At 72.8% G+C, this 22,503-nt stretch carries 22 protein-coding genes; 10 read left to right on the top strand and 12 right to left on the bottom strand.

Features of this window, described 5'->3' with window-relative positions:
• Positions 1–2: 2 nt before the first annotated feature.
• From ACFQ11_RS04310 to ACFQ11_RS04295, 4 genes are read left to right on the top strand one after another with little or no spacing between them, the layout of a single operon-like run.
• Positions 3–1,601 carry an Hsp70 family protein gene (locus ACFQ11_RS04310; protein WP_378296464.1) on the top strand — a complete coding sequence of 533 codons (1,599 nt, stop codon included), beginning with the start codon at positions 3–5 and terminating at the stop codon, positions 1,599–1,601.
• 21 nt (positions 1,602–1,622) lie between these two features.
• The gene (locus ACFQ11_RS04305) at positions 1,623–2,036 is read left to right on the top strand and encodes a DUF1257 domain-containing protein (RefSeq protein WP_378296463.1); all 414 of its coding nucleotides are present in this window, start codon (positions 1,623–1,625) and stop codon (positions 2,034–2,036) included.
• 12 nt (positions 2,037–2,048) lie between these two features.
• The gene (locus ACFQ11_RS04300; RefSeq protein ID WP_378296523.1) at positions 2,049–3,470 is read left to right on the top strand and encodes a type I restriction-modification system subunit M; all 1,422 of its coding nucleotides are present in this window, start codon (positions 2,049–2,051) and stop codon (positions 3,468–3,470) included.
• Positions 3,463–4,527, top strand: a complete 1,065-nt coding sequence (locus tag ACFQ11_RS04295; protein ID WP_378296462.1) for a restriction endonuclease subunit S — start codon at positions 3,463–3,465, stop codon at positions 4,525–4,527. Before ACFQ11_RS04300 ends, ACFQ11_RS04295 begins: the two co-directional genes overlap by 8 nt.
• 39 nt (positions 4,528–4,566) lie before the next feature.
• Here the strand turns inward: ACFQ11_RS04295 and ACFQ11_RS04290 are convergent, their stop codons facing one another.
• Both ACFQ11_RS04290 and ACFQ11_RS04285 read right to left on the bottom strand, forming a co-directional pair.
• A complete protein-coding gene (locus ACFQ11_RS04290; protein WP_378296461.1) occupies positions 4,567–6,372 on the bottom strand; it encodes a bifunctional metallophosphatase/5'-nucleotidase in 1,806 nt (601 codons plus the stop codon).
• 181 nt (positions 6,373–6,553) lie between these two features.
• The gene (locus tag ACFQ11_RS04285; RefSeq protein ID WP_378296460.1) at positions 6,554–12,004 is read right to left on the bottom strand and encodes an ATP-binding protein; all 5,451 of its coding nucleotides are present in this window, start codon (positions 12,002–12,004) and stop codon (positions 6,554–6,556) included.
• A gap of 331 nt (positions 12,005–12,335) precedes the next feature.
• Between ACFQ11_RS04285 and ACFQ11_RS04280 the strand changes: the two genes are divergently transcribed.
• A complete protein-coding gene (locus tag ACFQ11_RS04280; RefSeq protein WP_378296459.1) occupies positions 12,336–13,154 on the top strand; it encodes an NAD(P)H-binding protein in 819 nt (272 codons plus the stop codon).
• 77 nt (positions 13,155–13,231) lie between these two features.
• On the opposite strand, the gene ACFQ11_RS04275 is transcribed toward ACFQ11_RS04280, so the two are convergent.
• From ACFQ11_RS04275 to ACFQ11_RS04260, 4 genes are read right to left on the bottom strand one after another with little or no spacing between them, the layout of a single operon-like run.
• Positions 13,232–13,801, bottom strand: a complete 570-nt coding sequence (locus tag ACFQ11_RS04275; protein ID WP_378296458.1) for a YciI family protein — start codon at positions 13,799–13,801, stop codon at positions 13,232–13,234.
• Positions 13,802–13,831: 30 nt separating this feature from the next.
• On the bottom strand, positions 13,832–14,020 hold the full coding sequence (locus ACFQ11_RS04270; RefSeq protein WP_378296456.1) for a DUF397 domain-containing protein: 189 nt from the start codon (positions 14,018–14,020) through the stop codon (positions 13,832–13,834).
• Positions 14,017–14,211, bottom strand: a complete 195-nt coding sequence (locus tag ACFQ11_RS04265) for a DUF397 domain-containing protein (RefSeq protein ID WP_378296455.1) — start codon at positions 14,209–14,211, stop codon at positions 14,017–14,019. The genes ACFQ11_RS04270 and ACFQ11_RS04265 overlap by 4 nt, the downstream gene beginning before the upstream one ends.
• Entirely contained in the window at positions 14,208–15,023 is an 816-nt protein-coding gene (locus ACFQ11_RS04260) for a Scr1 family TA system antitoxin-like transcriptional regulator (RefSeq protein ID WP_378296453.1), read from the bottom strand. The genes ACFQ11_RS04265 and ACFQ11_RS04260 overlap by 4 nt, the downstream gene beginning before the upstream one ends.
• Before the next feature lie 99 nt (positions 15,024–15,122).
• Here ACFQ11_RS04260 and ACFQ11_RS04255 point away from each other — a divergent pair, with 99 nt between their 5' ends.
• Complete coding sequence (locus ACFQ11_RS04255) at positions 15,123–15,551, top strand: ATP-binding protein (protein WP_378296452.1); 429 nt, start codon at positions 15,123–15,125, stop codon at positions 15,549–15,551.
• A gap of 170 nt (positions 15,552–15,721) precedes the next feature.
• The gene (locus tag ACFQ11_RS04250) at positions 15,722–16,204 is read left to right on the top strand and encodes a protein-tyrosine phosphatase family protein (protein ID WP_378296451.1); all 483 of its coding nucleotides are present in this window, start codon (positions 15,722–15,724) and stop codon (positions 16,202–16,204) included.
• A gap of 36 nt (positions 16,205–16,240) precedes the next feature.
• Here the strand turns inward: ACFQ11_RS04250 and ACFQ11_RS04245 are convergent, their stop codons facing one another.
• The 3 genes from ACFQ11_RS04245 to ACFQ11_RS04235 all read right to left on the bottom strand — a co-directional run bounded on the left by ACFQ11_RS04245 (position 16,241) and on the right by ACFQ11_RS04235 (position 17,934).
• Positions 16,241–16,537 carry a pyridoxamine 5'-phosphate oxidase family protein gene (locus ACFQ11_RS04245; RefSeq protein WP_378296450.1) on the bottom strand — a complete coding sequence of 99 codons (297 nt, stop codon included), beginning with the start codon at positions 16,535–16,537 and terminating at the stop codon, positions 16,241–16,243.
• Positions 16,538–16,685: 148 nt separating this feature from the next.
• The gene (locus ACFQ11_RS04240; protein ID WP_378296449.1) at positions 16,686–17,312 is read right to left on the bottom strand and encodes a DUF6221 family protein; all 627 of its coding nucleotides are present in this window, start codon (positions 17,310–17,312) and stop codon (positions 16,686–16,688) included.
• Positions 17,313–17,589: 277 nt separating this feature from the next.
• Positions 17,590–17,934 carry a MerR family transcriptional regulator gene (locus ACFQ11_RS04235; RefSeq protein WP_378296447.1) on the bottom strand — a complete coding sequence of 115 codons (345 nt, stop codon included), beginning with the start codon at positions 17,932–17,934 and terminating at the stop codon, positions 17,590–17,592.
• A 78-nt stretch (positions 17,935–18,012) separates the two neighbouring features.
• Here ACFQ11_RS04235 and ACFQ11_RS04230 point away from each other — a divergent pair, with 78 nt between their 5' ends.
• Positions 18,013–19,032: an SDR family NAD(P)-dependent oxidoreductase gene (locus ACFQ11_RS04230; RefSeq protein ID WP_378296446.1), complete on the top strand. Its 1,020-nt coding sequence runs from the start codon at positions 18,013–18,015 to the stop codon at positions 19,030–19,032.
• A gap of 60 nt (positions 19,033–19,092) precedes the next feature.
• Here ACFQ11_RS04230 and ACFQ11_RS04225 read toward each other — a convergent pair whose 3' ends face one another.
• Complete coding sequence (locus tag ACFQ11_RS04225) at positions 19,093–19,698, bottom strand: TetR/AcrR family transcriptional regulator (protein ID WP_378296445.1); 606 nt, start codon at positions 19,696–19,698, stop codon at positions 19,093–19,095.
• 66 nt (positions 19,699–19,764) lie between these two features.
• Between ACFQ11_RS04225 and ACFQ11_RS04220 the strand changes: the two genes are divergently transcribed.
• Entirely contained in the window at positions 19,765–20,664 is a 900-nt protein-coding gene (locus ACFQ11_RS04220) for an oxidoreductase (RefSeq protein ID WP_378296444.1), read from the top strand.
• A gap of 67 nt (positions 20,665–20,731) precedes the next feature.
• Here the strand turns inward: ACFQ11_RS04220 and ACFQ11_RS04215 are convergent, their stop codons facing one another.
• Both ACFQ11_RS04215 and ACFQ11_RS04210 read right to left on the bottom strand, forming a co-directional pair.
• Entirely contained in the window at positions 20,732–21,301 is a 570-nt protein-coding gene (locus ACFQ11_RS04215; RefSeq protein ID WP_378296443.1) for a dihydrofolate reductase family protein, read from the bottom strand.
• Between the two features lie 213 nt (positions 21,302–21,514).
• Positions 21,515–21,868 carry a hypothetical protein gene (locus ACFQ11_RS04210; RefSeq protein WP_378296442.1) on the bottom strand — a complete coding sequence of 118 codons (354 nt, stop codon included), beginning with the start codon at positions 21,866–21,868 and terminating at the stop codon, positions 21,515–21,517.
• A 70-nt stretch (positions 21,869–21,938) separates the two neighbouring features.
• Here ACFQ11_RS04210 and ACFQ11_RS04205 point away from each other — a divergent pair, with 70 nt between their 5' ends.
• A complete protein-coding gene (locus ACFQ11_RS04205) occupies positions 21,939–22,460 on the top strand; it encodes a hypothetical protein (RefSeq protein WP_378296441.1) in 522 nt (173 codons plus the stop codon).
• Positions 22,461–22,503: the final 43 nt, after the last annotated feature.

Here is a 22,503-nt window from a genome sequence, read left to right as displayed (position 1 = left end):
CGATGACGACCCGTATCGGCATCGACTTCGGCACCGCCAACACCGTCGTCGCGGGCTGGGACCACGACCTGGACCGCGGGGAGCCGATCCCGCTGCCCGGTCTCGACCTGCGGCGGGAGGGGACGCGGGGCGTCGACCAGCGGGTCGTGCCGTCCCGGATCGCGTTCTCCGGCGGCGGCGACCGGCGATGGATCGGCGCGCAGGTGACGCCGGAGATCGCGGACGACCCGGAGAACGCGGCGTTCCAGTCGACGAAGAGCGCGGTGACCGGGCGGGCGGTGGACATCCCGCGGCGGCTCGGCGGCGACCGGACGGTCACCGCGCGGCAGGCGGCGACCCGCTTCCTGTCGGACGTGATGGCGGCCGCGACCCTCGCCGTCGACTCCGGCGACCTGGAGATCGTCGCGACCGCGCCCGTCGAGTCGTTCGACACCTACCGGGACTGGCTCGTCCGGGAGGTCGGCGAGGAGGCGGGCGGCGCGGCGCGGCTGCGCGTGGTGGACGAGGCGACGGCCGCGGCGGTCGGGTACAGCGCGCGGCTGAACCCCGGGGACGTGTTCCTGGTGTTCGACTTCGGCGCCGGGACCCTCGACACGTCCGTGGTGAAGGTGCTGAACCCGTCGAACGCGACCGCGGGCGCGTCCGTCCGGACGATCGCCAAGGCGGGCCTCGACCTCGGCGGCGACCACATCGACGCGCTCCTCGCCGAGCACGTCGCCGAGCGGACCGGCGTCCCGTTCGGCGACGCCGAGGAGTACAACCGGGTCTTCCGTGCGCTGCTGCGCTCGGCGGAGCGGGCGAAGGTCGCGCTGACCACGCGGGACGCGGCGAAGGTCGAGGCCGGGCGGTTCGGCATGGAGGTCACCCGGGCGGAGTTCGACGGGCTGCTGAAACGCAAGGACGTCCTCGGGCGGGTGAACCGGGCGCTGCGCAAGACCCTCGACGGCGCCGCCGCGAAGGGGTTCCCGGCCGACGAGATCTCGAAGGTGTTCCTGGTCGGCGGGACGAGCCTGATCCCGGCCGTGCAGGACGTCCTGTCCCTGCAGTTCCCGCCGGACTCGCTGCACCTCGACCGTCCCCTGGAGGCCGTCGCGGCGGGCGCGGCCGGGATCGCGGGCGGGTACGAGCTGAGCGACCACATCCAGCACGACTACGCGATCCGGCACGTCAACCGGGACACCGGCGCGTACGAGTTCGAGACGCTGGTGGAGGCGGGCACCGAGTACCCGACGCCCGAACCGGTGAAGAAGCTGACGATCAAGGCGATCCGGAACGGGCAGCGGCAGCTCGGCATCGCGGTCTACGAGCTGGCGCACGCCAGCCACCGGGAGGCGAGCTCCGACCTGGAGATCATGTTCGACGCGAACGGCGGCGCCCGCACCGTGGCCGTCACCGCCCAGCGGCTCCAGGAGCGCTCGCGGCTGTGGCTGAACGAGGACAGCCCCACGTTCCTGGAGGCCGACCCGCCCGCGGAGGCGGGCGTCGACCGGTTCCGGCTCGACTTCCGCGTGGACGCGCAGAAGCGCCTGACCGTCTCCGCCTACGACATCCTGCGCAACACCCTCGTACTCGACCGCCAACCCGTCGTCCGGCTGTCCTGAGCCGTCCTTAGGGAGGACGCCATGTCGCACTACACGAAGCTCCGCACCGCGATCACCGACCAGGACCGGCTCGTCGCCGCCCTCAACGACCTGGGGTTCGACCACGTCGAGTCGCACTCCTCCCCCACGCACCTCTACGGCTACCAGGGCGACGAGCGTCCGGAGAAGGCGGAGGTGGTCGTGCGGCGGCGGTACATCGGCGCGGCCAGCAACGACCTCGGTTTCCACCGGACGCCCGACGGCACGTTCGAAGCGATCATCAGCGGCTACGACCGGCGCAAGTACGATGCGGGATGGCTCGGCAAGGTGTCGCAGCGGTACGGGCGGCTCACCGCGATGGCGTTCGCGGAGAGCCGCGGCTTCGACGTCGCGGCCGAGGAGACCGACCGCCGGACCGGCGAGGTCAGGCTGACGCTGCGGCGCACGACGTTCTGACGGAGGACGGTTCTGAAGGACATCCTGTGGAGGTCCGCGGACAAGCTCCGCGGCTCCATGGACGCCGCCCAGTACAAGGACTTCGTGCTGGGGCTGGTGTTCCTCAAGTTCGCCTCCGGCTCCGGCGCGTTCGACGTCCCCGAGCCGGCCCGCTGGGAACGGCTCGCCGCCTCCGGGGACGGCCGGGCGCTGGACGCCGCCGCGGAGGCGCTGATGGCGGCGAACCCCGTCCTCGCCGGGGCGCTCCCGAAGATCTTCACCACCGTGGACGGGCGCCGCCTCGCCGAACTCGTCGCCCTCATCGACACCGCCCGGTTCGACGCGCCCCGCTCCGGCACGGCACGCTCCGGCACGGCACGCTCCGGCACGGCACGCTCCGAGGGGCCCGGCGACGTCCTCGGCGAGATCTACGAGTACTTCCTCGAACGGTTCGCGCGCGCCGAGGGCAAGCGCGGCGGCGAGTTCTACACGCCGTCCAGCGTGGTGAGGCTGCTCGTGGAGATCCTGGAGCCGTACCGGGGACGCGTGTACGACCCGTGCTGCGGCTCCGGCGGCATGTTCGTCCAGGCGGAGAAGTTCGTGCTGAGCCACCGGGGCCGCCGCGACGACATCGCCGTGTTCGGGCAGGAGGCCAACGAGCGGACCTGGCGGCTGGCCAGGATGAACCTCGCCGTCCACGGCATCACCGGCGACCTCCGCCGCGCCGACACGTTCCACACCGACGCCCACCCCGGGCTGCGCGCGGACTTCGTGCTCGCGAACCCGCCGTTCAACATGTCCGACTGGTACCGCCGGGAGGACGACCCCCGCTGGCGGTTCGGCGTCCCGCCCGCCGGGAACGCGAACTTCGCGTGGATCCAGCACATCCTCGCCAAGCTCGCGCCCACCGGGTCCGCGGGCGTCGTGATGGCGAACGGCTCGATGTCGTCCGCGCAGAAGGGCGAGGGCGAGATCCGGGCGGCGCTCGTGGAGGCCGACCTCGTGTCCTGCATGGTCGCGCTCCCGTCCCAGCTGTTCCGCACCACGCAGATCCCCGCGTGCCTGTGGTTCCTGACCCGCGACAAGGGCGCCCGCGCGGGACACGTGCTCTTCGTCGACGCGCGCGGCATGGGCGCCCTCGTGGACCGCACGGAACGCGTCCTGACGCCCGCCGACGTCGACCGGATCGCGGCCGCGCACCGCGCCTGGCGCGCGGGCTCCCCCGTGGACGAACCGGGCTTCGCGCGCTCGGCGTCCCTGCGGGAGATCCGCGAGCACGGGCACGTCCTCGCGCCCGGCCGCTACGTCGGGACGCCCGCCGCCGAGGCCGCCGAACCCGCCGCCGACCGCATCGAGCGGCTCACCAAGGAACTCCTCGCCTGCCTGGACGAGTCGGCCCGCCTCGACGCGGTCGTCCGCGCCCGGCTGGACGGATCGCGGGACCCGGATGGCTGACGTCGTCCCCCTCGGCGACCTCGTCGACCTGGCGAACGGGAAGGCGCGGCCCGCCCCCGGGACCGCGTACCGCACGTACGGGTCGAACGGCGTCATCGGGACGTCCGGCCGGTTCAACGCGGAGGCCGGCACGGTCGTCGTCGGGCGCGTCGGAACGTACTGCGGCGCCGTCCACTACAGCCCGGACCGCTGCTGGGTCACCGACAACGCGATCATCGTCACGCCCAAGGACGGCGTGAACCCCCGCTACGTCCACTACCTGCTCAAGGCCCTCGACCTGAACCGGTACCGGCTCGGCTCCGGCCAGCCGCTGCTCACGCAGCGCATCCTGACCGGCCTGCCGGTGCCGCGCGTCTCACGGGCCGAGCAGGACGCCGCCGCGGACGTCCTGGGCGCCCTCGACGACAAGATCGCGGTGAACGGCCGGCTCGCCGCGCTCGCCGACGGGCTCGTCCGCGCGGCGTACGACGAGGCGGCGGCCGCGGCGCGCGCGTCCGTCCGCGTCGACGCGCTCGGGACGCTCGTCCGCGACCTCGTCCCGGCGTCCCGCATCGCGCGCGGGGAACCGTACATCGCGCTCGAGCACGTCCCGCGCCGCCACATGTGGCTCACCACGTGGACGGACGCCGCCGGCGTCCGCAGCGGCAAGGCGCGCTTCGCCGCCGGCGACGTCCTGTTCGGCAAGCTCCGCCCGTACTTCCACAAGGTCGGCCTCGCGTTCGTGGACGGCGTCGCGTCCACCGACATCCTCGTCGTCCGTCCCGCGGCGGACGCGCACCGGGCGTGGCTCCTCGCGACCCTGGCGAGCGACGGCGTCGTCGCGCACGCGGCGGCCGTCGGCGACGGCACCCGGATGCCCCGCGCCGCCTGGCCCGACCTGGCCCGCCACGAGGTGCCCTGGCCCGGCGACGCCGCCGCCCGCCGCTTCGCCGCCGCGGTCGACCCGCTCGCACGCCGCGCCGTCGCCGCCGCCGCCGAGTCGAGGGTCCTGGCCGCCCTCCGCGACGCCCGCCTGCCCGGCCTCGTCGCCGGCGCGGACGTCCCGTCCCCCGCGTGATCGCGGGCGACGGGACGTCACGGTTCGCGGAGCGGGGCGTCAGTTCTTCGGCGTCGACCGTCCCGGCTCGGGCGGGCTCGCGGGCGAGTTACGCTCCAGGTAGCGCCAGAGCGCGTCGCCGCCGTTGTAGAGGCTGCGGTCCTGCCGCTTCGCGTCGAACAGCGCGGTGAACCCGGGCGTGGCGTTCTTGGCGAAGAAGTTGTTCGCCAGGGTCGCGATCCGGTAGGTCGCGTGCGCCCTGACGGGCCGCTTTCCGATCCGGACGTCCCGCAGGTCGATCCGCTCGCCCACCGGCTTCGACGGGTCGAAGGCGTACCGGACGTTGCCGGAGACGGCCATCGGCCGGTACGTCACCGTCCCGTCGGCGGTGCGCTGCCACTGGCTCTCCAGCAGCGCGTCGAGCTGCCGGCCGGTGACGTCGCCCCGGACGAGCCCGACCCCGATGCCGCCGTCGTACACCGTCCCCAGCGCCACCTCGGAGAACAGCACCCGCCCGGGCGCGTCGGCGGGGTCGGCGGGGTCCGGCGCGTACCGGACGTCGCGGCGCAGGATGCCCGGCATCGCGACCGCGAGGTCGGCGCGCCCGTCCCGGTTCGCGGCCCAGTGGAAGGCGTCGGCGGTCAGGTTGTAGAGGCTCGACTCGCCGCCCTCCCCCGGTTCCCGCGTCAGGTCGCCGGTGACCGTCGCCACCGGCGTGCCGCCCCGCTCCACGGCCTTCTTCCGCCAGTAGTCGGCGATCTCCAGCGTCCTCGGGTCGGGCGGGACGTCCTGGGTGTTGGCGTGGTTGACCGAGGTCGTCCGGTCGCGCAGCACCTCACCGGTCCGCGGGTCGAGCCGCAGGTCGATCTCGTTGATCAGCCGGCCGTGATTCGCCGCCTCCACCACCGGGCGCGGGTTCCCCGCCGGGTCGGGCAGCATGCAGTTGACGAGTGCGTGCCAGTGCCCGGTGACGATCGCGTCGACGTCCGGGGTGATCCGGGCGTTGTACTCCACCATCGGGCCCGACGGGTCGACGCACTCGTCGTACCCCGCGCCGTTCCGCTGCGAGAACCCCTCGTGGACGACCGCCACGATCGCCCGCACGCCCTTCCCGCGCAGCACCTTCGCGTACTTGTTGACGGTGTCGGCCTCGTCGATGTACTCGACCCCCTTCGGGTTGTACGACATCTGCTCCTGCGGGGTCAGCTTCGACGTGGCGAACACGAACCCGACCGGCAGCCGCCCGCCGCGCCCGTCGTCCACGTACTCCACGTGGTAGGGCGGCAGCGCGGGCCTGCCGCTGCGGTCGTGCACGAGGTTGCCGGAGAAGTAGCCGTAGTCCGCGCCCCGGAACCGGCGGCCGGTGGAGTCGGTGAAGCACAGGTCGTCGTCCGGACGCCCCTCGCAGGTGCCGTCGACCATGTGGCGCAGGAACCCGAGGCCCCGGTCCATCTCGTGGTTGCCGACGGTGGAGAAGTCGAGCCCGAGGGAGTTCAGGTACTCGATCGTCGGCTCGTTCCAGAACCAGCCGGTCTCCTTGGGCCAGCCGGTGAAGTCGTCCCCGGCGGAGAAGAGGATCGAGTTCCGCCTCCCCTCCCGCAGCCGCTTGATGTGGGTGGTGAGGTAGGCGCCGCCGCCGACCCGCTGCGCGGGCTCCCCGGCGCGTGCGCCGGGCACCGTCGTGCTGTAGTCCCCGAAGTATCCGTGCAGGTCGGTGATGGAGACGAGCTGCACCGGAACCGCCGCGCGGTCCGGCCCGGCGGCCGCCGCCGCCCCTGGGAGAGCGAGCAGCAGGGCAAGGCCGGCGACGGCCGCCAGCGCGGACCGTCTCAGCCGGGCCCCGGCCGTCGATGGGTTTGCGTGCATGGGGGAGGACTCCTGAACACCCGAGGGGACATCGCCCCGGGAGTCTCCCGCGCATCGCCGAACGCCCGATGAACGCCGGATAGGGACGACCCGGCAGGCACGTTACGGAGGTCCTTTTCTCCCACGACGGGCGCGGGCGGCGGACGGGACGCGCTCGCCCCGTCCGCCGCCCGGGGACCGGTCACCGCGGCCGGCGGGCCTCCAGGGCCTCGATGATCCGCGGGCGCATCTCCGCCGCGCTGATGACCGCGTCGACCGAGCCGACCTCGACCGCGCGCCGGATGTCGTGCACGCGGTCGAACTCGGCGGCGACCTCGCCCAGCTTCTCCGCCCGGACCGACGCCCGCAGCTCGCTCAGTTCCGCGAGCAGCGCGGCGCGCTCCGGACCGGCGGCGGACGCCGCGCGACCCTCCAGGTCCCGCACCCGCGGGTCGGCCGCGGTGCGGGCGTCCACGTCGCCGGAGAACACCACCGCGGCGGCGGGCGCCCCGCCCAGCACCGAGGCGAACGAGCCCTCCAGCGCGAACACCGTCATGTTCGGGTTCAGCGCCTTCGAGAACACCACGAACGCGCCGCCGTGGTACCGCGAGATCACGCAGAACACGATGGGGCCGCGGAAGTTCACGATGGCGCGGCCGATCTCCGCCCCGTACTCCAGTTGCAGCTTCCGCAGCGACTCCGGGGACCCGTCGAAGCCCGACAGGTTCGCCAGCACCACCAGCGGCCGGTTGCCGCTCGCCGCGTTGATCGCCCGCGCCGCCTTCTTCGACGACAGGGGGAACAGCGTGCCCGCCGTGTAGGCGTCCGGGCCGTCGGCGGGCGGGAACCCGCGCCGCGGCACCGACCGCGACTCGATGCCGAGCAGGCACACCGGCATGCCGCCGAGGTGCGCGTCCTGCACCGCCGCGGTCTCCGCGTCGGCCATGCCCGCCCAGCGTTCCAGCACCGGGTGGTCCTGGTCGGACAGGGCGCGCATCACGGTCCGGATGTCGAACGGCTTCTTGCGGTCCGGGTTCGCGTCGGTGGAGAAGATCTCGCCGACGGTCGTGAAGTCGCTGCCCTCGACGGCGTGCGGGAAGTCGGAGACGTCGCGGTCGGCGGGGTCGGTCGTCTCCGCCCGCCGCGGCCCGTCCTCGCCCGGCGCGACGTACGTGTGCGCGTAGTGCGCCATCAGGACGTCCCGCGCGGACGCCAGGTCGGGCGCCCAGTACTGCGCCTGCCCGTTCGGGCCCATCACCCGGTCGTGGCCGCCGATGCCGAAGTTGTCCTCGGCCGACACGCCGCCGGAGAAGTCGAGCGCCTGCTTGCCGGTGAGCACCATCGCCGAGTCGGGCGTCATCACGAGGACGCCCTTGGTGTGCATGAGCATCGTCGCCTCGGCGTTCCAGTACGGCTGCGCGCCGACGTTGATGCCCGCGACGACGATGTTGATCTCGCCGCCGTCCTGGGTGAACTCGACGATCCGCTTGAGCGCCGCCGCCACCCAGTCCATGTTCTCCGTGCCCGAGTCCATGGAGATCCGGGCGCCGGACGACAGCGCGTACCACTCCAGCGGCACCCGCATCCGCTCGGCCAGGTCCAGCGCGGCGATCACGCGGCGGCATTCCGGTTCCGACAGCGCGCCGAGCGACTTCGTCGGGTCGCCGAGCAGCACGACCCGCGTGACGCCCTCCGGGTACAGCGGCGTGGGCGTGCGGACGACGCCCGCGACCATCGCCGCCGTGTTGCGCCCGGCGGGCCGGTCGACGGGCACCAGCGCGTTCGCGTCGTCGAGGTCGTGCTCGACGAAGTCGCCGAGCAGGCGCGTCAGCTCGTACGGGTACACCGTGTTGCGGGCGCTGGCGCGCAGCACCTTCTGCCGGTAGCCGCCGACCGGCTCGACCGGCTCGTCGGACGGCTCCCCGACCGTCACCTGGACGCCCCCGGCGGCGTCGAACGCGATGCGCACGGCCATCTTGCTCAGCTCGCCGGTCTCCCCGTCGCGCCGCCGCCCGATGAGCAGGATCTCCTCCAGCCCGGCGCCCGCGGCCGTCGGCAGCACCCGCCCGATGATCGTCTCCAGTTCCGCCCGGGTGAGGCCGATCGGCGGCCACACGTAGACGACGATCCGGTTGGTGCCGAAGCGCTTCTTCGACGGCCGCCGCTCCCGCGCGCGGCGGATCGAGTCGAGGCAGCTCGCGATCGTGTACTCGGCCATCGGCAGGGTGACCAGCCGGCCGTCGTAATCGCGCAGCTCCGTCAGGTCCCGCACCTGCGCGAACGCGACGAGGCGATCGTCGGACGGGTTCTCCCGCGCGACCGCCTGGAAGAGGTAGACCTCCTCGTCCGACGACGGCAGCCGGGTCAGGTCGAACTCGCTCAGCCGCTCCAGCTGCATCCGCTGCGCGATGTACGGGTGCAGCCCGCGGATCAGCCGCTCCTCCGCCATGCCGTCGGCGGACGGGCGGAACGTGAAGTGGTGGTGCATCACCGCGCCGCGGCTGCCCGCGACGGTGGCGGTGATGCGGCGGACCCGGTCCGGCAGCGGGTGCGCGCCGATGACCTCGTGCAGCGCGGCCGCCATCGCGTCGAAGTCGTCCGGCTGCCCCTCCCAGGCGAGGTAGATGTCGGCGTCGACGTCCTCGTCCCCCGCCAGCTCCGCGAGGCCGCGCAGGGCGCCGCCCAGCGACTCGAAGCGGACCGCCGCCGACACCAGGCGGGAGCCCGCCCGCTCGGCGACCACGAACGTGCAGCCCGCGGCCTCGCGGGTGCGGACGCCGATGAGCCCCTTGTTCCCGTAGTACCGGCGGGTCAGCACCTCCAGCATGACCGTGTTGTCCACGTCGCCGCGGTCGAGCCGCCGCCCGAGCAGCCGCACCAGCGGCTCGGTGCTGCGCACCATCTCGGCGATCCGCTCCGCGCGGTCCGGCGCGTCGGGGTTCGCGTCCAGGTGCCGCAGGTGGCGGCGGACGTCGGCGTACACGCGGGCGCGGTTGCGGCGCAGCAGCGGCTGCGCGAACCAGGCGAACACCACGCCGCACGCGAGGTCGTACACCGCGGGGAAGCGGACCTGCGTCGCCGCGACCAGCCGCTCCAGCGCGAGCCCGACGGTCTCGCGCATCCGCTCGTCCGGCGGCGGCTCCTGCAGCCACGCGCGCAGCAGCGTCGCGACGACCGTCGCGTCGGCGGACGCCCGCTGCTGCGCGAGGAAGACGCGGAACACCGCGGACTCCAGTTCCGCCGAGCGCTCCAGGTCGGCGACGCCGTAGTGCGCGAGGGCCTTGCCGAGCCGCTCCCGGAACGCGTCCGGCAGCCCGGCCCGCTCGACGTCGAGGCTCTGCAGGTAGGCGTGGAAGTGCTCGCGGGGGCTGCGCACGTGCCCCTCGTCGCCGCCCGCCGGGCGGTCGCGGCCCAGCTCGGCGAGGTCGGCGAACACCTCGACGAGCGCCAGCTCCGCCGCCAGCGGACGGTGCCCGCCCTCGGCGGCCGCGGCGCGCGCGGCGAGGTAGTCCTCGAGCACGCGCCGCTCGTCGTGCGGGTCGACGTCGAAGCCCAGCAGGAGGCTGCGCAGGTCCTCCAGGCCGCGCGCCGCGCGCTCCCGCGCCGGGATCGTCGCGGGCGCGGCGGGCAGCTCCAGCTCGACGGCCCCGCCGACCGCGGCCTCCGCGGCCTCCGCGTCGTCCGCGAGCTGCTCCAGCCTCAGCAGCGGCGCGCCGGCCTCCACCTGGCTGCCCACCGACACGACGCATTCCTTCAGCCGCGCCTTGAACGGCGCCCGCAGCACCGTCTCCATCTTCATGCTCTCCAGCACGAGGACCGGCGCGCCCGCCTCGACCTCGGCGCCGGCCTCCAGCGGCGTGGCGACGACCAGCGCGGGCGCGGGCGAGCGGACGACGCCGCCCTCGTCCCGGCTGACCCGGTGCGGCACGCCGTCCACCTCGACCAGGTGAACGGGCCCGTGCGTCCCGGTGACCAGGCGGTACCGGGTGCCGTTGACCGTGATGCGGCCCGTGTGGCGGTCGAACCGGTCCAGTTCGACGTCGGCGGCGCGGACGCCGTCGCCCGCCTCGACACCGACGCGGAACCGGTGCGCGCCGACCCGCGCCACCCGCAGCCGGTACCCGGCGCCGCGCAGCTTCAGGTCCAGCGGCCGGCCGCTCTCGTGCCGCACCTGCGGGCGCCCGCCCGACGCCGTCGACAGCAGCCGCGCCCGTTCCGCGCGCTCCTCCTCCTCGTACACCTCGATGGCGGCGGCGACGAGCGCGACGCCCGAGTGCCGGTGCGAGACGAGCCCGCCCGCCTCCCGCACCCGGTCGATCCAGCCGGTGTCCGCGCTGCCGTCGATCACCTCGGGCCGGTGCAGCAGATCGAGGACGAAGCCCTTGTTCGTCGCGCCCCCCTCGATGATCACCGTGGTGCGCGCCATCGCCCGGCGCAGCCGGCCCAGCGCCTCGTCCCGGTCCCGGCCGTAGGCGATGATCTTCGCGATCATCGAGTCGAAGTCGGCGGGGATGGTGTCGCCCTCGGCGACGCCGGTGTCCACCCGCACGCCCGGCCCCGCGGGCAGCTCCAGCCGCGCGATGCGCCCGGGGGACGGCGCGAAGTCGCGGTCCGGGTCCTCGGCGTTCAGCCGCGCCTCGATCGCGTGCCCCCGCTCCACCGGCGGCCCGCCCTCCAGCCGTCCGCCCGACGCGACGTGCAGCTGCGCCTTCACCAGGTCGAACCCGGTGGTCGCCTCGGTGATCGGGTGCTCGACCTGCAGGCGGGTGTTGACCTCCAGGAACGCGAACATCTCGTCGCCCGGGTGGTACAGGAACTCGACGGTCGCCGCCCCCCGGTACCCGACCGCGACCGCGAGCCGCTCGGCGGACGCCTTCAGCTCGGCCGCCTGCTCGGGCCGCAGCACCGGCGACGCCGACTCCTCGATGATCTTCTGGTTGCGGCGCTGCACCGAGCAGTCCCGCACGCCGAGCGCCCACGCCGTCTCGCCGTCCGCGATGACCTGCACCTCGACGTGCCGCGCGCCGGTGACCAGCCGCTCCAGGAACACGACGCCGCTGCCGAACGCCCGCGCGGCCTCCTGGCCGGTGCGCTCGTAGGCGTCCACCAGCTCCGCCTCGTCGGCGATCATCCGAATGCCGCGGCCGCCGCCGCCCGCCGTCGCCTTCAGCATCAGCGGGTAGCCGATCTCCGAGGCCGCCGCCACCGCCGCGTCCAGGCTCTCGACCGGGCCCCGGCTCCAGGGCGCCACCGGCACCCCGACCTCCTCGGCGATCAGCTTCGCGCCGATCTTGTCGCCGAGCCGGCGCATCGCGTCCGCGCTCGGCCCGACGAACGTCACCCCGATCCGCTCGCACAGCTCCGCGAACGCCGGGTCCTCGGCGACGAACCCCCAGCCGACCCACGCGGCGTCGGCGCCGGACTCCACCAGCGCGCGCTCCAGCACGTCCAGATCGAGGTACGGGCGCGCCGACGCGGGCCCGAGGTCGTACGCCCGGTCCGCTTCGCGGACGAAACCGGCGGCACGATCGACGTCCGTGTACAGGGCGACGGTCTCGATCCGTGTCCCGGTCTCCGCGGCGATGTCCCGCACGGCGTGGATGAGCCGCATCGCGGCCTCTCCACGGTTGACGATGGCGACACGACTGAACACCTGACCGAACCCTCCTGTAGACGCGTGACACACCGGCGGCGTCAGCCTCTCGTCATTCGGCCGGTAGTTCCATGTCGCCGACGACGCATGCTGCGCCGCGAGGTTTGTGGGATTCCTCCAAACGCCCGGGAACCGAGCGCACCGCGGTGCCGGCGGGCCCCCGGACGCACGGCGGAGAGGGCCTACCCGGCCCGCGCCTCCCGGACACCTCGCCGCCCCCGCTCCACCTCGGCCTGCGCCACGGCGACCGGACACGGCGACCGGACATCGAACCACTGGAACAGATCGTTCCGTTCTGTTATCTTGGGAGAACGGAACGAGGGAGGCGCAAGTGACGTATCTGGTGACCGGCGCGACCGGCAGGGTGGGGAGCCGCATCGTCGATCGGCTCCTCGGGGACGGCCACCGGGTCCGCGCCCTGACCCGCGCACCCGGCGCCGCCGCCCTGCCTCGCGGCGTGGACGTCGTCGCGGGCGACCTCACCCGGCCGGAGACCCTGGGCGCCGCCTTCGCGGGAGTCACGGCCGCGCACCTGCTCACCTCGGCGGGAGACGACCACACCTCGCTGGAGACCGGGCCGGAGATCGCGAAGCTCGCCGTCGACGCCGGCGTCCGCCGGGTCACGCTCCTGGCCGCCGGGCAGGACGGGCCCCTGGAACGGGCCGTGCGGGCGTCCGGTCTGGAGTGGACCGAGATCCGGCCGATCGACTACATGGGGAACGCCCTCGGGTGGGCCGATTCCATCCGCGACCACCGCGCGGTGCGGGAGCCGTACGGCGGGCGGCTCACCGCCTCGGCACACGAAGCCGATGTCGCGTCGGTGTTCGCGACCCTGCTCGTCCACGGCGGTCACGCCGCGAAGACCTACCGCGTGACCGGGCCCGAGGCCCTGACCCCAGCCGCCAAGGTCGAGGCGATCGCCGCGGCGACCGGCCTCCGCGTCCGCTTCGAGAACCTCACCGACGACCAGGCCCGGGAGCAGTGGCGCGCCGAGGGCTGGCCCGAGGAAGGCATCGAGTTCATGCTCCACATGTGGGCGACGGTCCCGCCCGTCGTGGGCGAGGTGACCGACGCCGTCAAGGAGATCACCGGCAGGGAGCCGCGCGACTTCGCCGCCTGGGCCGCCGAGCACGCCGACGCGTTCCGCTGATCCCCGCCCGGTCCGGGTCGGCGCGCCGCCCCGGACCGGCCGCCGCCGTCGTCACGCACGGACCTCACGCCGGTCGTTCACCGCCGTCCGCCGAACTCCCACCCGTGGACCTCGACGTCGGCGTACCGGTCCGCCGTCAGGACGGCCCGCGCCGCGTCCCGCCCCGGCGCCCGGACCAGCGCCGCCGTCCCCAGCCAGGCGGCGCCGTCGTCCGACAGCAGCGGCCCGTACGCGACCAGGTCGTCCTTCCACCCGTCCGGCACGCCGAGGTCGGCGGCCGCACCAGAGCCGAGGCCGAGCACCAGGTACCGGTCGTCCCCGGTCCGGCCGCCGGGGAAGTCCCACATCGTGCGCCCCAGCGCGTTACGCCACCTGCGCACCAGAACGTCCCGGTACGCCCCGGCCTGGTAGCAGGGCTCGTCGAACGCGAACGCCCGGACGGCCGCCGGATCCGGCAGGTCCACGATGTGCACACTGCCGGAGAGTCCGCCGCCCTCCCCGAACGTCGGCCCGCGCGCGATCAGTTGCCGGTCGAACCGGTCCATGTAGGACCAGTGCTCCTCCAGCAACGCCTGACGAAGCCCCAGGGACCCGGGCCGATCCCGGTGGTAGCAGAAGAACTCCATCCGCCGAGTCTCCCAGCCCACGGGCCGGAACCGGCCGGACGGACGTCGCCGTCAGCGCGCAGGGAGCCGCTTGAACCGGTCCACGAGCCTCGCGAACTCGGCCACGGTGAGCACCAGATGCCCGGCGTCCGGGTCCTTCGAGTCCCGCACCCCGACGCCGTCCGCAAGTCGGCCCAGCTCAACGCACACGTCGTCGTTCGCCGAGCCGCTGTAAGAGCTCTTCCGCCACTGGACGGTCATTCCGAAACCCCGCCCTCGTGCTTGATCTCGGCGAAGATCGCAGCCAACGCCTCCCGCGTCACGGTGATGTGCCCGGCCCCGGGATCCTCAGAGTCCCGCACCCCGACGCCGTCTGAGAGGCACCCCAGCTCAACGCAGGCCTTGTCGTTCACACCACCGCTGTAGGAACTCTTACGCCACTGGACGATCATGTGTATCTCTCCAAGTACCGCTTGATCATCTGTCGGGAATCGCTCTCCGGCAGGGCATTTGCGCCGATCCGGTCAAATATATCCGCTACCTCCCTCACCTCGGGAGGCGATTCGATCAAGCGTCCGCCGCACTGAGCGCCCACATAGGCGACATCACGGGCTTCAAGCCGGATTATTTGGAGCGAACCATCAACCCCCAGAGTCCCGCCCGCCGAGAAGGGCACGATGCGCAGGATCACGCGATGCTCGTCCGCCAACTCCAGCAAGTAGCGAAGCTGACCCGCCATCACCGCGACTCCGCCGACCTCTTGCGCCAGCACGCCTTCACCCAGCAGCACCCATAGGTCGGGCGGGTCTCCCCGATCGAGGATGGCGGCCTTCCGCTCGGCCCGTTCCCGCAACTCGTCTTCGATGCCCTTCGGAGAGCCCGCCGACACGAGCGAACGCGTGTATTCCTCCGTTTGCAGGGGATGCGGGACGGCCAGCCCATGGTAGGTCTTGATCGACCTGGCTTCCTGCTCGTATGCAGAGAATTGGCCAAACCAGTCCGGATCGTGTGCCATCCGGGCATACCACAGCATTACCCGCAATAGCTCACCAGTGCCATACCTCTCATCAAGCTTCGCCAGATGCCCTTCGTGCGGACGCAGCCTTCCGGCCTCCATGTTAGAAACAGTCGACCTCGCGACATTGAGGATCCGACCACACTGGGTGAGCGACAGGCCCGCCTGCTCACGAAGAAAGCGCAGGTAGAAGGCCAGGAAGTGCCACTGAGACGTCTTGGGGTCAAGGGGCTCACGGACGATCGGCACGACCGCTCCTGTTTATGTTTGTTTACATCAACACGCCAAACGTAGGACACCTCGGTGACCCTTGCCACAGGAAATCGAAAAACGAGGCGAGGGGACGCAATGTCGATCACTGCAACCGGGGATCTGATCATCCCGCTGCTGGGGACGCCGACGGCCGTGGGGCTCGCGCGCACGCTTGCGGGCGCACGGCTAAACAAGTGGAATTGTCATCACATTTCGGACGATGCGCTTCTCATCGTCTCGGAACTGGTCACCAACGCGGCGCGGCAGACGCCGCACGAGGAGATCCGGCTTCAGGTGAGCCGGGACGCGGGCGGGATCGTCATCGCGGTGTGGGACGCGAGCCCGGAGATTCCGCAGGCGCGGCCGCTGCCGGAGGTCACCCTAGACGATCTCGACGCGCTGGACGGCGCGTTCGACGACCCGGGCGGGCGCGGGCTGCCGCTCGTCCAGGCCCTCTCGCACGCGTGCGGCGTCACGAAAGACCCCACGGGAGGGAAATGGATCTGGGCCCGGCTCAGCCCGTAGCGGCTCGCGGTGGTCGGCCGCAGTATCGGTACTGCGGTCGACCACAGCACGCTGTGCGGTCCACCCCATGGCGGCCGCCACCCTCCTGCTCGTAATTTGGGGGCCATGTTCAGGACGCCTCACAGAGACCGCGTCGCCACCGTCTCGCGCATTGGCCAGGGAGGTTCCTGATGGACGAAACGACGAACGAGCAGGACGGCAAGGGCACCGGCACGGGCCGGCCGCTCGTGGGCGCGATCCGTCTTCCGGACGGTTCCCGGGTGCGGGGCCGGGGCCTGCGCAATCCCTCCCCGTCGGGCCCCGAACCCGCCTTCGGGCTCTACCTCGGCACCGCGAAACTCCGCCGGCGGCACGAGGAGGAGCTGCGGTGGCCGCACACGTGGATCGAATGGCCCGACTTCCGGCTCCCCCGCGACCGGGACACGGCCGTCCGGGAGATTCGGAACCTGCATGAACGGGCGAGAGCGGGCGAAGCGGTGGAGGTCGCCTGCGGGGGCGGCGTCGGCCGCACCGGAACGGTCATCGCCTGCCTGGCCGTCCTGGCCGGAACCGACCCGGCGGACGCCGTCGGCTGGGCGCGCGAGCACCACCACAAGCGCGCCGTCGAGACCCCGTGGCAGCGCCGCTGGGTGCGCACCTTCCCGGTCGGCTGAGGCGGCGTCCCTCCCGGGACGGGCGAAGTTCGCAGGTCACCGGGTGGTCGTCCACGACCCGTCACGGTGCTCGGCTGCGGCGGGGACCAGTCCGTAGGGGTCGGGGTGGATCCTGCGGGAGAAGTCCAGGAGTTCGACCGTGTGCGGAGTGAGCCGGATCAGCACGAAGTCGTTCCCGGCCGGGCCGTCCGGGAAGAAGCTCTTCAGGCCGACCTCCCACCGGGCCACCCGCTCCGCCACGTCGTCGACGACTTCGGCGTCCGCTTGGAGGGAGACGTAGGCGAAGGCGGCCCGGCCTTGCCGATCAAGGGTGGACCGGGTTCTCCCGGACACGCTGATGTCCCGTGCCGACGGCGGGCTCAACCGGACGTCGCCGCGACCCGCGCCCGGATTTCCGCACGGCCCCCGATCGGGCAGGTGCCGGCGAACGGCGCACAGGTGGCGCCGGGCCGAGCGGCGGCGCGGTCAGGGCGGGAGCGCGTCAGCCGGGGGCAGCCCGATCCGTCTCTTCCGCGTACGGCTCGGCGAGAAGCCGGAGGAGTCGCCGACCGGGCTCGTCCGACACGTCCAGACTCGCCAGCAGCGCCCGGCGGGCCGCAAGCTCGCGCAGAACACGACCCGGACCGTGGCGAGACACCGTGAAGCCGTCCTCCGGGTAGACGGCGACCGCCCACAGGGGACGGCCGGCACCGTCAAGAACGAGGCCCTGCCCGTCCTGGCGCTCCATCTCCCGCCACGAGAAATCCAGGCCGACTTCCGCTGCGGCCTCACGTGCCAGGCGTTCCTCACCGCGCCACCGCTCCAGCAAGAGGTCGGCGACCGGATCAGAGGGGACATCGCCTTCCGTCAAGACCGGCTGCCAGCCGGGCCGGTAGCCGGGCATCCCGGCGTACATGTACGCCAGCAGCCGGAAGAACATGGGGCGTTGTGAGCAGTGGCTCCGGACTTCCTTGTTGACACGACACCAAGCAGCCGAGCGGCATGCGCGGGAACGCAGATACCGATCGATTGCCGGAGGCAGCGAAGGACACTCGTCCAGATTCATCTGCCCGCCGTACTTGGCATCCTCTGCTAGCTGGCGGTCGAGGAACTTCGCGATACTTTTCACCAAAGGATCCATTCATGCCGGACTCGCAGAGAAGATACGGGCATCGGCGATGCGAAGCGCCCGACCCCACGGAGGAGACCGGCCCGAGCGGTCCCCGGGCATGTGACCGTGGCCTGCTCGTCCGTCCCGTGTGGCGACGCGGTTGAGACGTGGTGCCGGGGCGGCCGACTCGCAGCATCAGGGCCCGTGTCACCGCCTCTCCGGCCGGGCACGGGAACACCGCCGAGAGCGCGCCGTCGAGACCCCGTGGGCGGCGCCGCGCGCGCTCGGGCCGGTTTCAGTCGGCGTCGTCGAGTAGCGCGTCGAGGAGGTGCCGGGAGGTCTCCAGGCGGGTGATCTCCCCGGCGATCCGCTCGCGTTCGCGCCGCAGGTCGGTGACCATCTCGGGACAGGACGCGACCGGCATATCGTCCCGGACGCAGTGCAGGAACCGGACGATGACCGCGGTGGGCAGCCCGGCGGCGAGCAGCCGGCGGATGTGCCGTACCGCGGTGACGTCGAGCGCGGAGTACTCGCGGTAGCCGTTGGGCAGGCGCCGCGGCCGCAGCAGCCCCTGCTCCTCGTAGTAGCGCAGCAGCCGGCGGCTGACTCCGGTCGCGGCGGCGAGGTCCCCGATCCGCACCGGCCCTCCCGAGCTTGACCTTCACATCGATGTGACGCCTTACCGTCCCATTCTCACTGACCGGCGAAAGGATGGGACATGTCCGGAGTGGTCATCATCGGGGCGGGGCCGGGTATCGGCCGGGCGGTCGCCCGCAGGTTCGCCCGCGCGGGCCAACCGATCGCGCTCGTCGCGCGTACCGATGCGACGCTGGAGGCGGTCGCGGCCGCGGTCGACGGGGTGCCGGTGTTCACCGCGAGGGCCGACAGTTCGGACGAGGAGGCGCTGCGCGGTGCCCTCGACCGGACGATCGCGGAGATGGGGGTCCCGGACGTCGCCGTCTACAACGCGGCCGTCGTCCGCGCCGACGCCCTGGACGAACTGCCCGCCCGCGAGCTTCTCGCGACGTACGCGGTCAACGTGGCGGGAGCGGCCGTCGCGGCCGCCCATCTGATGCCGCGGATGGCGGAACGGGGCGGCGGCACGTTCATCATCACCGGCGGGATGCCCGCGCCGAAGCCGTCGTACGCGACCCTGTCCCTGGGCAAGGCCGCCGTCCGGACGCTGGTCGCGCTGCTCGACCAGCGGTACGGGCCGTCGGGCGTGCACGCCGCGACCGTCACCGTGGACGGCCCCGTCGCGCCCGGCACGGCGTTCGATCCCGACGACATCGCCGAGCACTACTGGCGGCTGCACGAACGTCCCGAACGCGAGGTCCTGCACACCGAACGGAGCGCGCACGACATCGTCACCGGACTCCTGACGGCATGGACGGAGGCGTTCAACGAGCGCCGTGCCGCCGATCTCGCGGCGATGTTCACCGCCGACGCGCTCTTCCAGGGCATCGGTCCCGGCCCGCTCGCCGGCCCGGGCGAGATCCGCGGCTACTACGAGCGCGTCCCCGAAGGGACGACGGCCGACGCGCGGGTCCTGCGTGCCGCGCGGTCGCCCGGCGGCGCGGTCGCGGCCTTCGCGGACGTCGCGTTCAGCGCCCCCACCGGCGGCACTCGCGTGCGGCTGTCGCTGGACCTTCAACTGGAGGACGACACTTGGCGGATCCGCCACTACCACGCGGCGATCGCGAGTCCCGGCGAGCCATCGGCGAGTGCCGCGTCATGACGCCTGAAGGCGGCGTCCGCGGTCCGCGGACCGATGGGCGGGTACCGACCCGACGCGTTCTCAGATCGACGGACGGGCGCCGCGCACGAACTGTTCGACCGTGGTCTCCACGAGCCCGTCCAGCAGTTCCGGCCTGACGAGGCCGCCGTTGATGAGCGAGGCGAGGCCCTGGAGGGTCGCCAACAGGACGATCCCGATCCGCTCCGGGTCGCCCGCCTGGAGCGCCCCCTCCTCCTGCCCCTGATCGATCAGCCCGGACAGCAGCTCGAACGGCGCCCGGGCCGCCTCGGCGATCCGCGTCGCCCCCGGCCGGTGCTTGCCGGCGTACATCAGCTCCAGCAGCGCGGCGTTCTCGGTGGCGAAGCGGACGTACGCCGTCATGGCGGCCCGTACGCGGGAGGGGTAATCCTCGTCCGCGTCGGCGAGCGCGGTGCGCAGCGCCGCGTCCAGATCGGCGAACCCGTCCTCGGCGAGCGCGTCGAGCAGTGCCTGCCGGTCCGGGAAATGGCGGCGCGGCGCGGCGTGACTGACGCCGACCTCCCTGGCCAGGTCGCGCAGCGACAGCCGATCCGCGCCACGCTCCCGCAGGCTGCGCCCGGCGGCGTCGAGCAGCGCGGCGCGGAGGTTCCCGTGGTGGTAGGGCCGATCTTCGGTCACGCCTGGCATGGAGGCCACCCTAGCAAAGCAATGTTTTCCTTGACTACTTAGTAGTCACCGCCTACTTTGTAGTCCATGACAACATTCTCTGCCTCGGACGTGCCGTCCATGACGGGCCGCACGGTCGTCGTCACCGGCGCGAACAGCGGGATCGGCCGCGCCGCCGCCCGCGTCCTCGCCGCCCGGGACGCACGCGTCGTCCTCGCCGTACGCGGCCTCGCCAAGGGACGGGAGGCCGCCGCCGGGATGACCGGGCGCACCGAGGTCCGGCGGCTCGACCTCGCCGACCTCTCCTCGGTGCGCGAGTTCGCCGCCGGCCTCGCCGAACCCGTCGACGTGCTGATCAACAACGCGGGGGTGATGGTCCCTCCGTTCTCCCGTACGGCCGACGGCTTCGAGCTGCAGTTCGGCACCAACCACCTGGGGCACTTCGCGCTCACGAACCTGCTCCTGCCACGGATCCGGGCCCGGGTCGTCACCGTGTCGTCCGTCGGTCACAGGGTCGGCTCGATCGACTTCGACGACCTGAACTGGGAGCGCAGGCGGTACCGGGCGATGGCCGCGTACGCCCAGTCGAAGCTCGCCAACCTGCTGTTCACCGCGGAACTCCAGCGTCGGCTCACCGAGGTCGGCTCGCCGGTGCTCGCGACCGCCGCGCACCCCGGCACGGCGGCCACGAACCTGCTGCGAACCGACCCCCGCCGCCGCGTGCGCACCTTCGTGGAGAGGGCGGTGACCAGGGTCGTCGCCCAGAGCGACGACGACGGCGCACTGCCCACCCTGTACGCGACCGTGGCGGAGATGCCGGGCAACGGCTACGCGGGCCCGGACGGCTTCCTACAGGGACGCGGCGCCCCCACGCTCGTCGGCCGCTCGGCGAGAGCGCGGGACACCGAGGTGGCGCGCCGCCTGTGGAAGGTCTCCGAAGAACTGACCGGCGTCGCCTTCCCCCGGCACTCCCTCGAAACCACCTGACCCCGGCACCGCCCGGCCGCCCCGACCCGCCCGAACGACACGACGACCCGGAGAGCCGGGGCGGGCGTCAATGGGAGGCGGGGCGGTGGTGCAGCAGAACGGTCCGAGCGTCGAAGGTCCGCGACTCGACGAGCCGCAGATCGAGGCGCCGCTCGGGCTCGGGGAACAGGGCCTTGCCGCCACCGAGAACGACCGGATGCACGACGACCTGGTACTCGTCGATCAGGCCGTGGGCGGTGAGTTCGGCGGCCAGGGACGCGCCGCCCATCAACAGCAGGTCCTTGCCCGGCTCGGCCTTCAGCGCGGCGACCTGCTCGGCCGGGTTCGCGCCGTTGACGACCCGCGCACCGTGGCCGGGCTCCCGCAGCGTGCGCGAGAACACCACCTTGGGGGTGCGTCGCCAGACGGGGGCGAACTTGAGGTCGTGGGGGTCGTCGGAGATGGACTCGACGTTCGGCCAGTAGCCGGCCATCATCTCCCAGACCGGACGGCCGTAGAGGAAAGTGTCGGCCCGCTCCATCAGGTCGAAGGAGTAGGCCGACAGCTCCGGTCCCATGGCGGGCCAGTCGAACTCGCCGTTCGGGCCCTCGATGTAGCCGTCCAGCGAAACGTGGACGAAGTGGATGATCTGCCGCATGATCGTGCTCCTCCGGTAGGCCCCTCGCGGGGTGCGTTCACGGTGTGATCGGAGCACCGGCCGCGTTCTCGACATGCGCGGCGAAAATCGCGGACGGCGACCACGGGAACGCATGGTCGCGCCGACCGGGAACGCGCCCTTCGAGGGGCCGCGCCTCCCGGTTGCGGTCGGCCTCTTGCGCGCCGGACCGCCGAACGTCGGCGGACGTCCCTGTCAGCCGGGGGAACGGCGGTCGCAGTCGAGGACGCGCGCGGCGGGTTCGCCCAGGGACGTCCCGGGGTGGGCGCCGCACCTGGTCGCGCCGGCGACCAGGACGCCCTCGATGAGCAGGAGGAGCTGGTCGGCCGCCCGCGCGGGCCGCGGATGCCCGAGCCCGACCGGTTCCCCCTCCAGGAGCCGGTGCAGAGCTTCCCGGTACTCGCGGGTCACGGCGTGCGCCGGGTTGTCGGGGACGGCCAGGGCGAGATCGGCGGCGAGGTAGCGGCAGCCGCGGAAGCCCGGCCGGGCGGCGGTCTCGGCCAGAGCGGCGGCGGGCGCCGTCGCCTGGGCGCGCGAGCACCACCACAAGCGCGCCGTCGAGGCTCCGTGGCGGCGCCGCTGGGTCCGGGGGTCCCCCCGAGCCCATTCCGAGCTGACCGTGCCGCCCGAGGGGTCGGGGAGCGGCTCTCCCCGATGGGGGTCCTGCCTCCTGTTCAATGATCGGATGCCCCGATCCAGCTCCCGGACATCGAACCGCGCGGTCGCAGCCGCAGTCGGCCTCGGTTCGGTTCTCTTCGTCGTCGTCTACACCGTGCTCACGGGCTTGGCGAGCGTCATGGGCTCCGGCGCCGCCGCCGCGGACCTTCTCCCCCTTGTCAACGTGCTGATCTCGGCCGCCGCCGGAGCCGTCGCCGCCGCTCCCCTGTTCCTGGTCCGTTCCGCCGCTGCGGGAGCGTTCGCCGCCGCCGCTGCCGCCCTCTTCGGCTACCTCTTCGTCGGCGTCGTCGGCCTCGTCGGCATCGCCCTCATCGGCGAGCGGTCGCCCGCGCAGAACCTTGAGAAGTACTTCGGAGAGGTGTCGCTCATGACCGTCCTCGGTATGGTCGCCTGCGTGCCGGCCGCTTGCCTCGCCGCCGGGGCGGTCGGCCTCTTCCGCGCCAAGACCGCCGAACCCCGGTAGAAGCCCCTGCCCACCGGAGGGACGGCCGCTACGGCGCTCCCGG

Origin of the sequence: Actinomadura sediminis, from assembly GCF_042675525.1 — a bacterium.
GTDB classification, from domain to species: domain Bacteria; phylum Actinomycetota; class Actinomycetes; order Streptosporangiales; family Streptosporangiaceae; genus Spirillospora; species Spirillospora sediminis.
This window is presented reverse-complemented; position numbering and strand designations above follow the sequence as displayed.

Coding starts and splice junctions, on each gene's coding strand:
- ACFQ11_RS04255 (WP_378296452.1), top strand. CDS start 15,123: ATGTCGATCACTGCAACCGGGGATCTGATCATCCCGCTGCTGGGGACG.
- ACFQ11_RS04230 (WP_378296446.1), top strand. CDS start 18,013: ATGTCCGGAGTGGTCATCATCGGGGCGGGGCCGGGTATCGGCCGGGCG.
- ACFQ11_RS04290 (WP_378296461.1), bottom strand. CDS start 6,372: ATGCACGCAAACCCATCGACGGCCGGGGCCCGGCTGAGACGGTCCGCG.
- ACFQ11_RS04225 (WP_378296445.1), bottom strand. CDS start 19,698: ATGCCAGGCGTGACCGAAGATCGGCCCTACCACCACGGGAACCTCCGC.
- ACFQ11_RS04310 (WP_378296464.1), top strand. CDS start 3: ATGACGACCCGTATCGGCATCGACTTCGGCACCGCCAACACCGTCGTC.
- ACFQ11_RS04295 (WP_378296462.1), top strand. CDS start 3,463: ATGGCTGACGTCGTCCCCCTCGGCGACCTCGTCGACCTGGCGAACGGG.
- ACFQ11_RS04305 (WP_378296463.1), top strand. CDS start 1,623: ATGTCGCACTACACGAAGCTCCGCACCGCGATCACCGACCAGGACCGG.
- ACFQ11_RS04270 (WP_378296456.1), bottom strand. CDS start 14,020: ATGACCGTCCAGTGGCGGAAGAGCTCTTACAGCGGCTCGGCGAACGAC.
- ACFQ11_RS04220 (WP_378296444.1), top strand. CDS start 19,765: ATGACAACATTCTCTGCCTCGGACGTGCCGTCCATGACGGGCCGCACG.
- ACFQ11_RS04265 (WP_378296455.1), bottom strand. CDS start 14,211: ATGATCGTCCAGTGGCGTAAGAGTTCCTACAGCGGTGGTGTGAACGAC.
- ACFQ11_RS04250 (WP_378296451.1), top strand. CDS start 15,722: ATGGACGAAACGACGAACGAGCAGGACGGCAAGGGCACCGGCACGGGC.
- ACFQ11_RS04215 (WP_378296443.1), bottom strand. CDS start 21,301: ATGCGGCAGATCATCCACTTCGTCCACGTTTCGCTGGACGGCTACATC.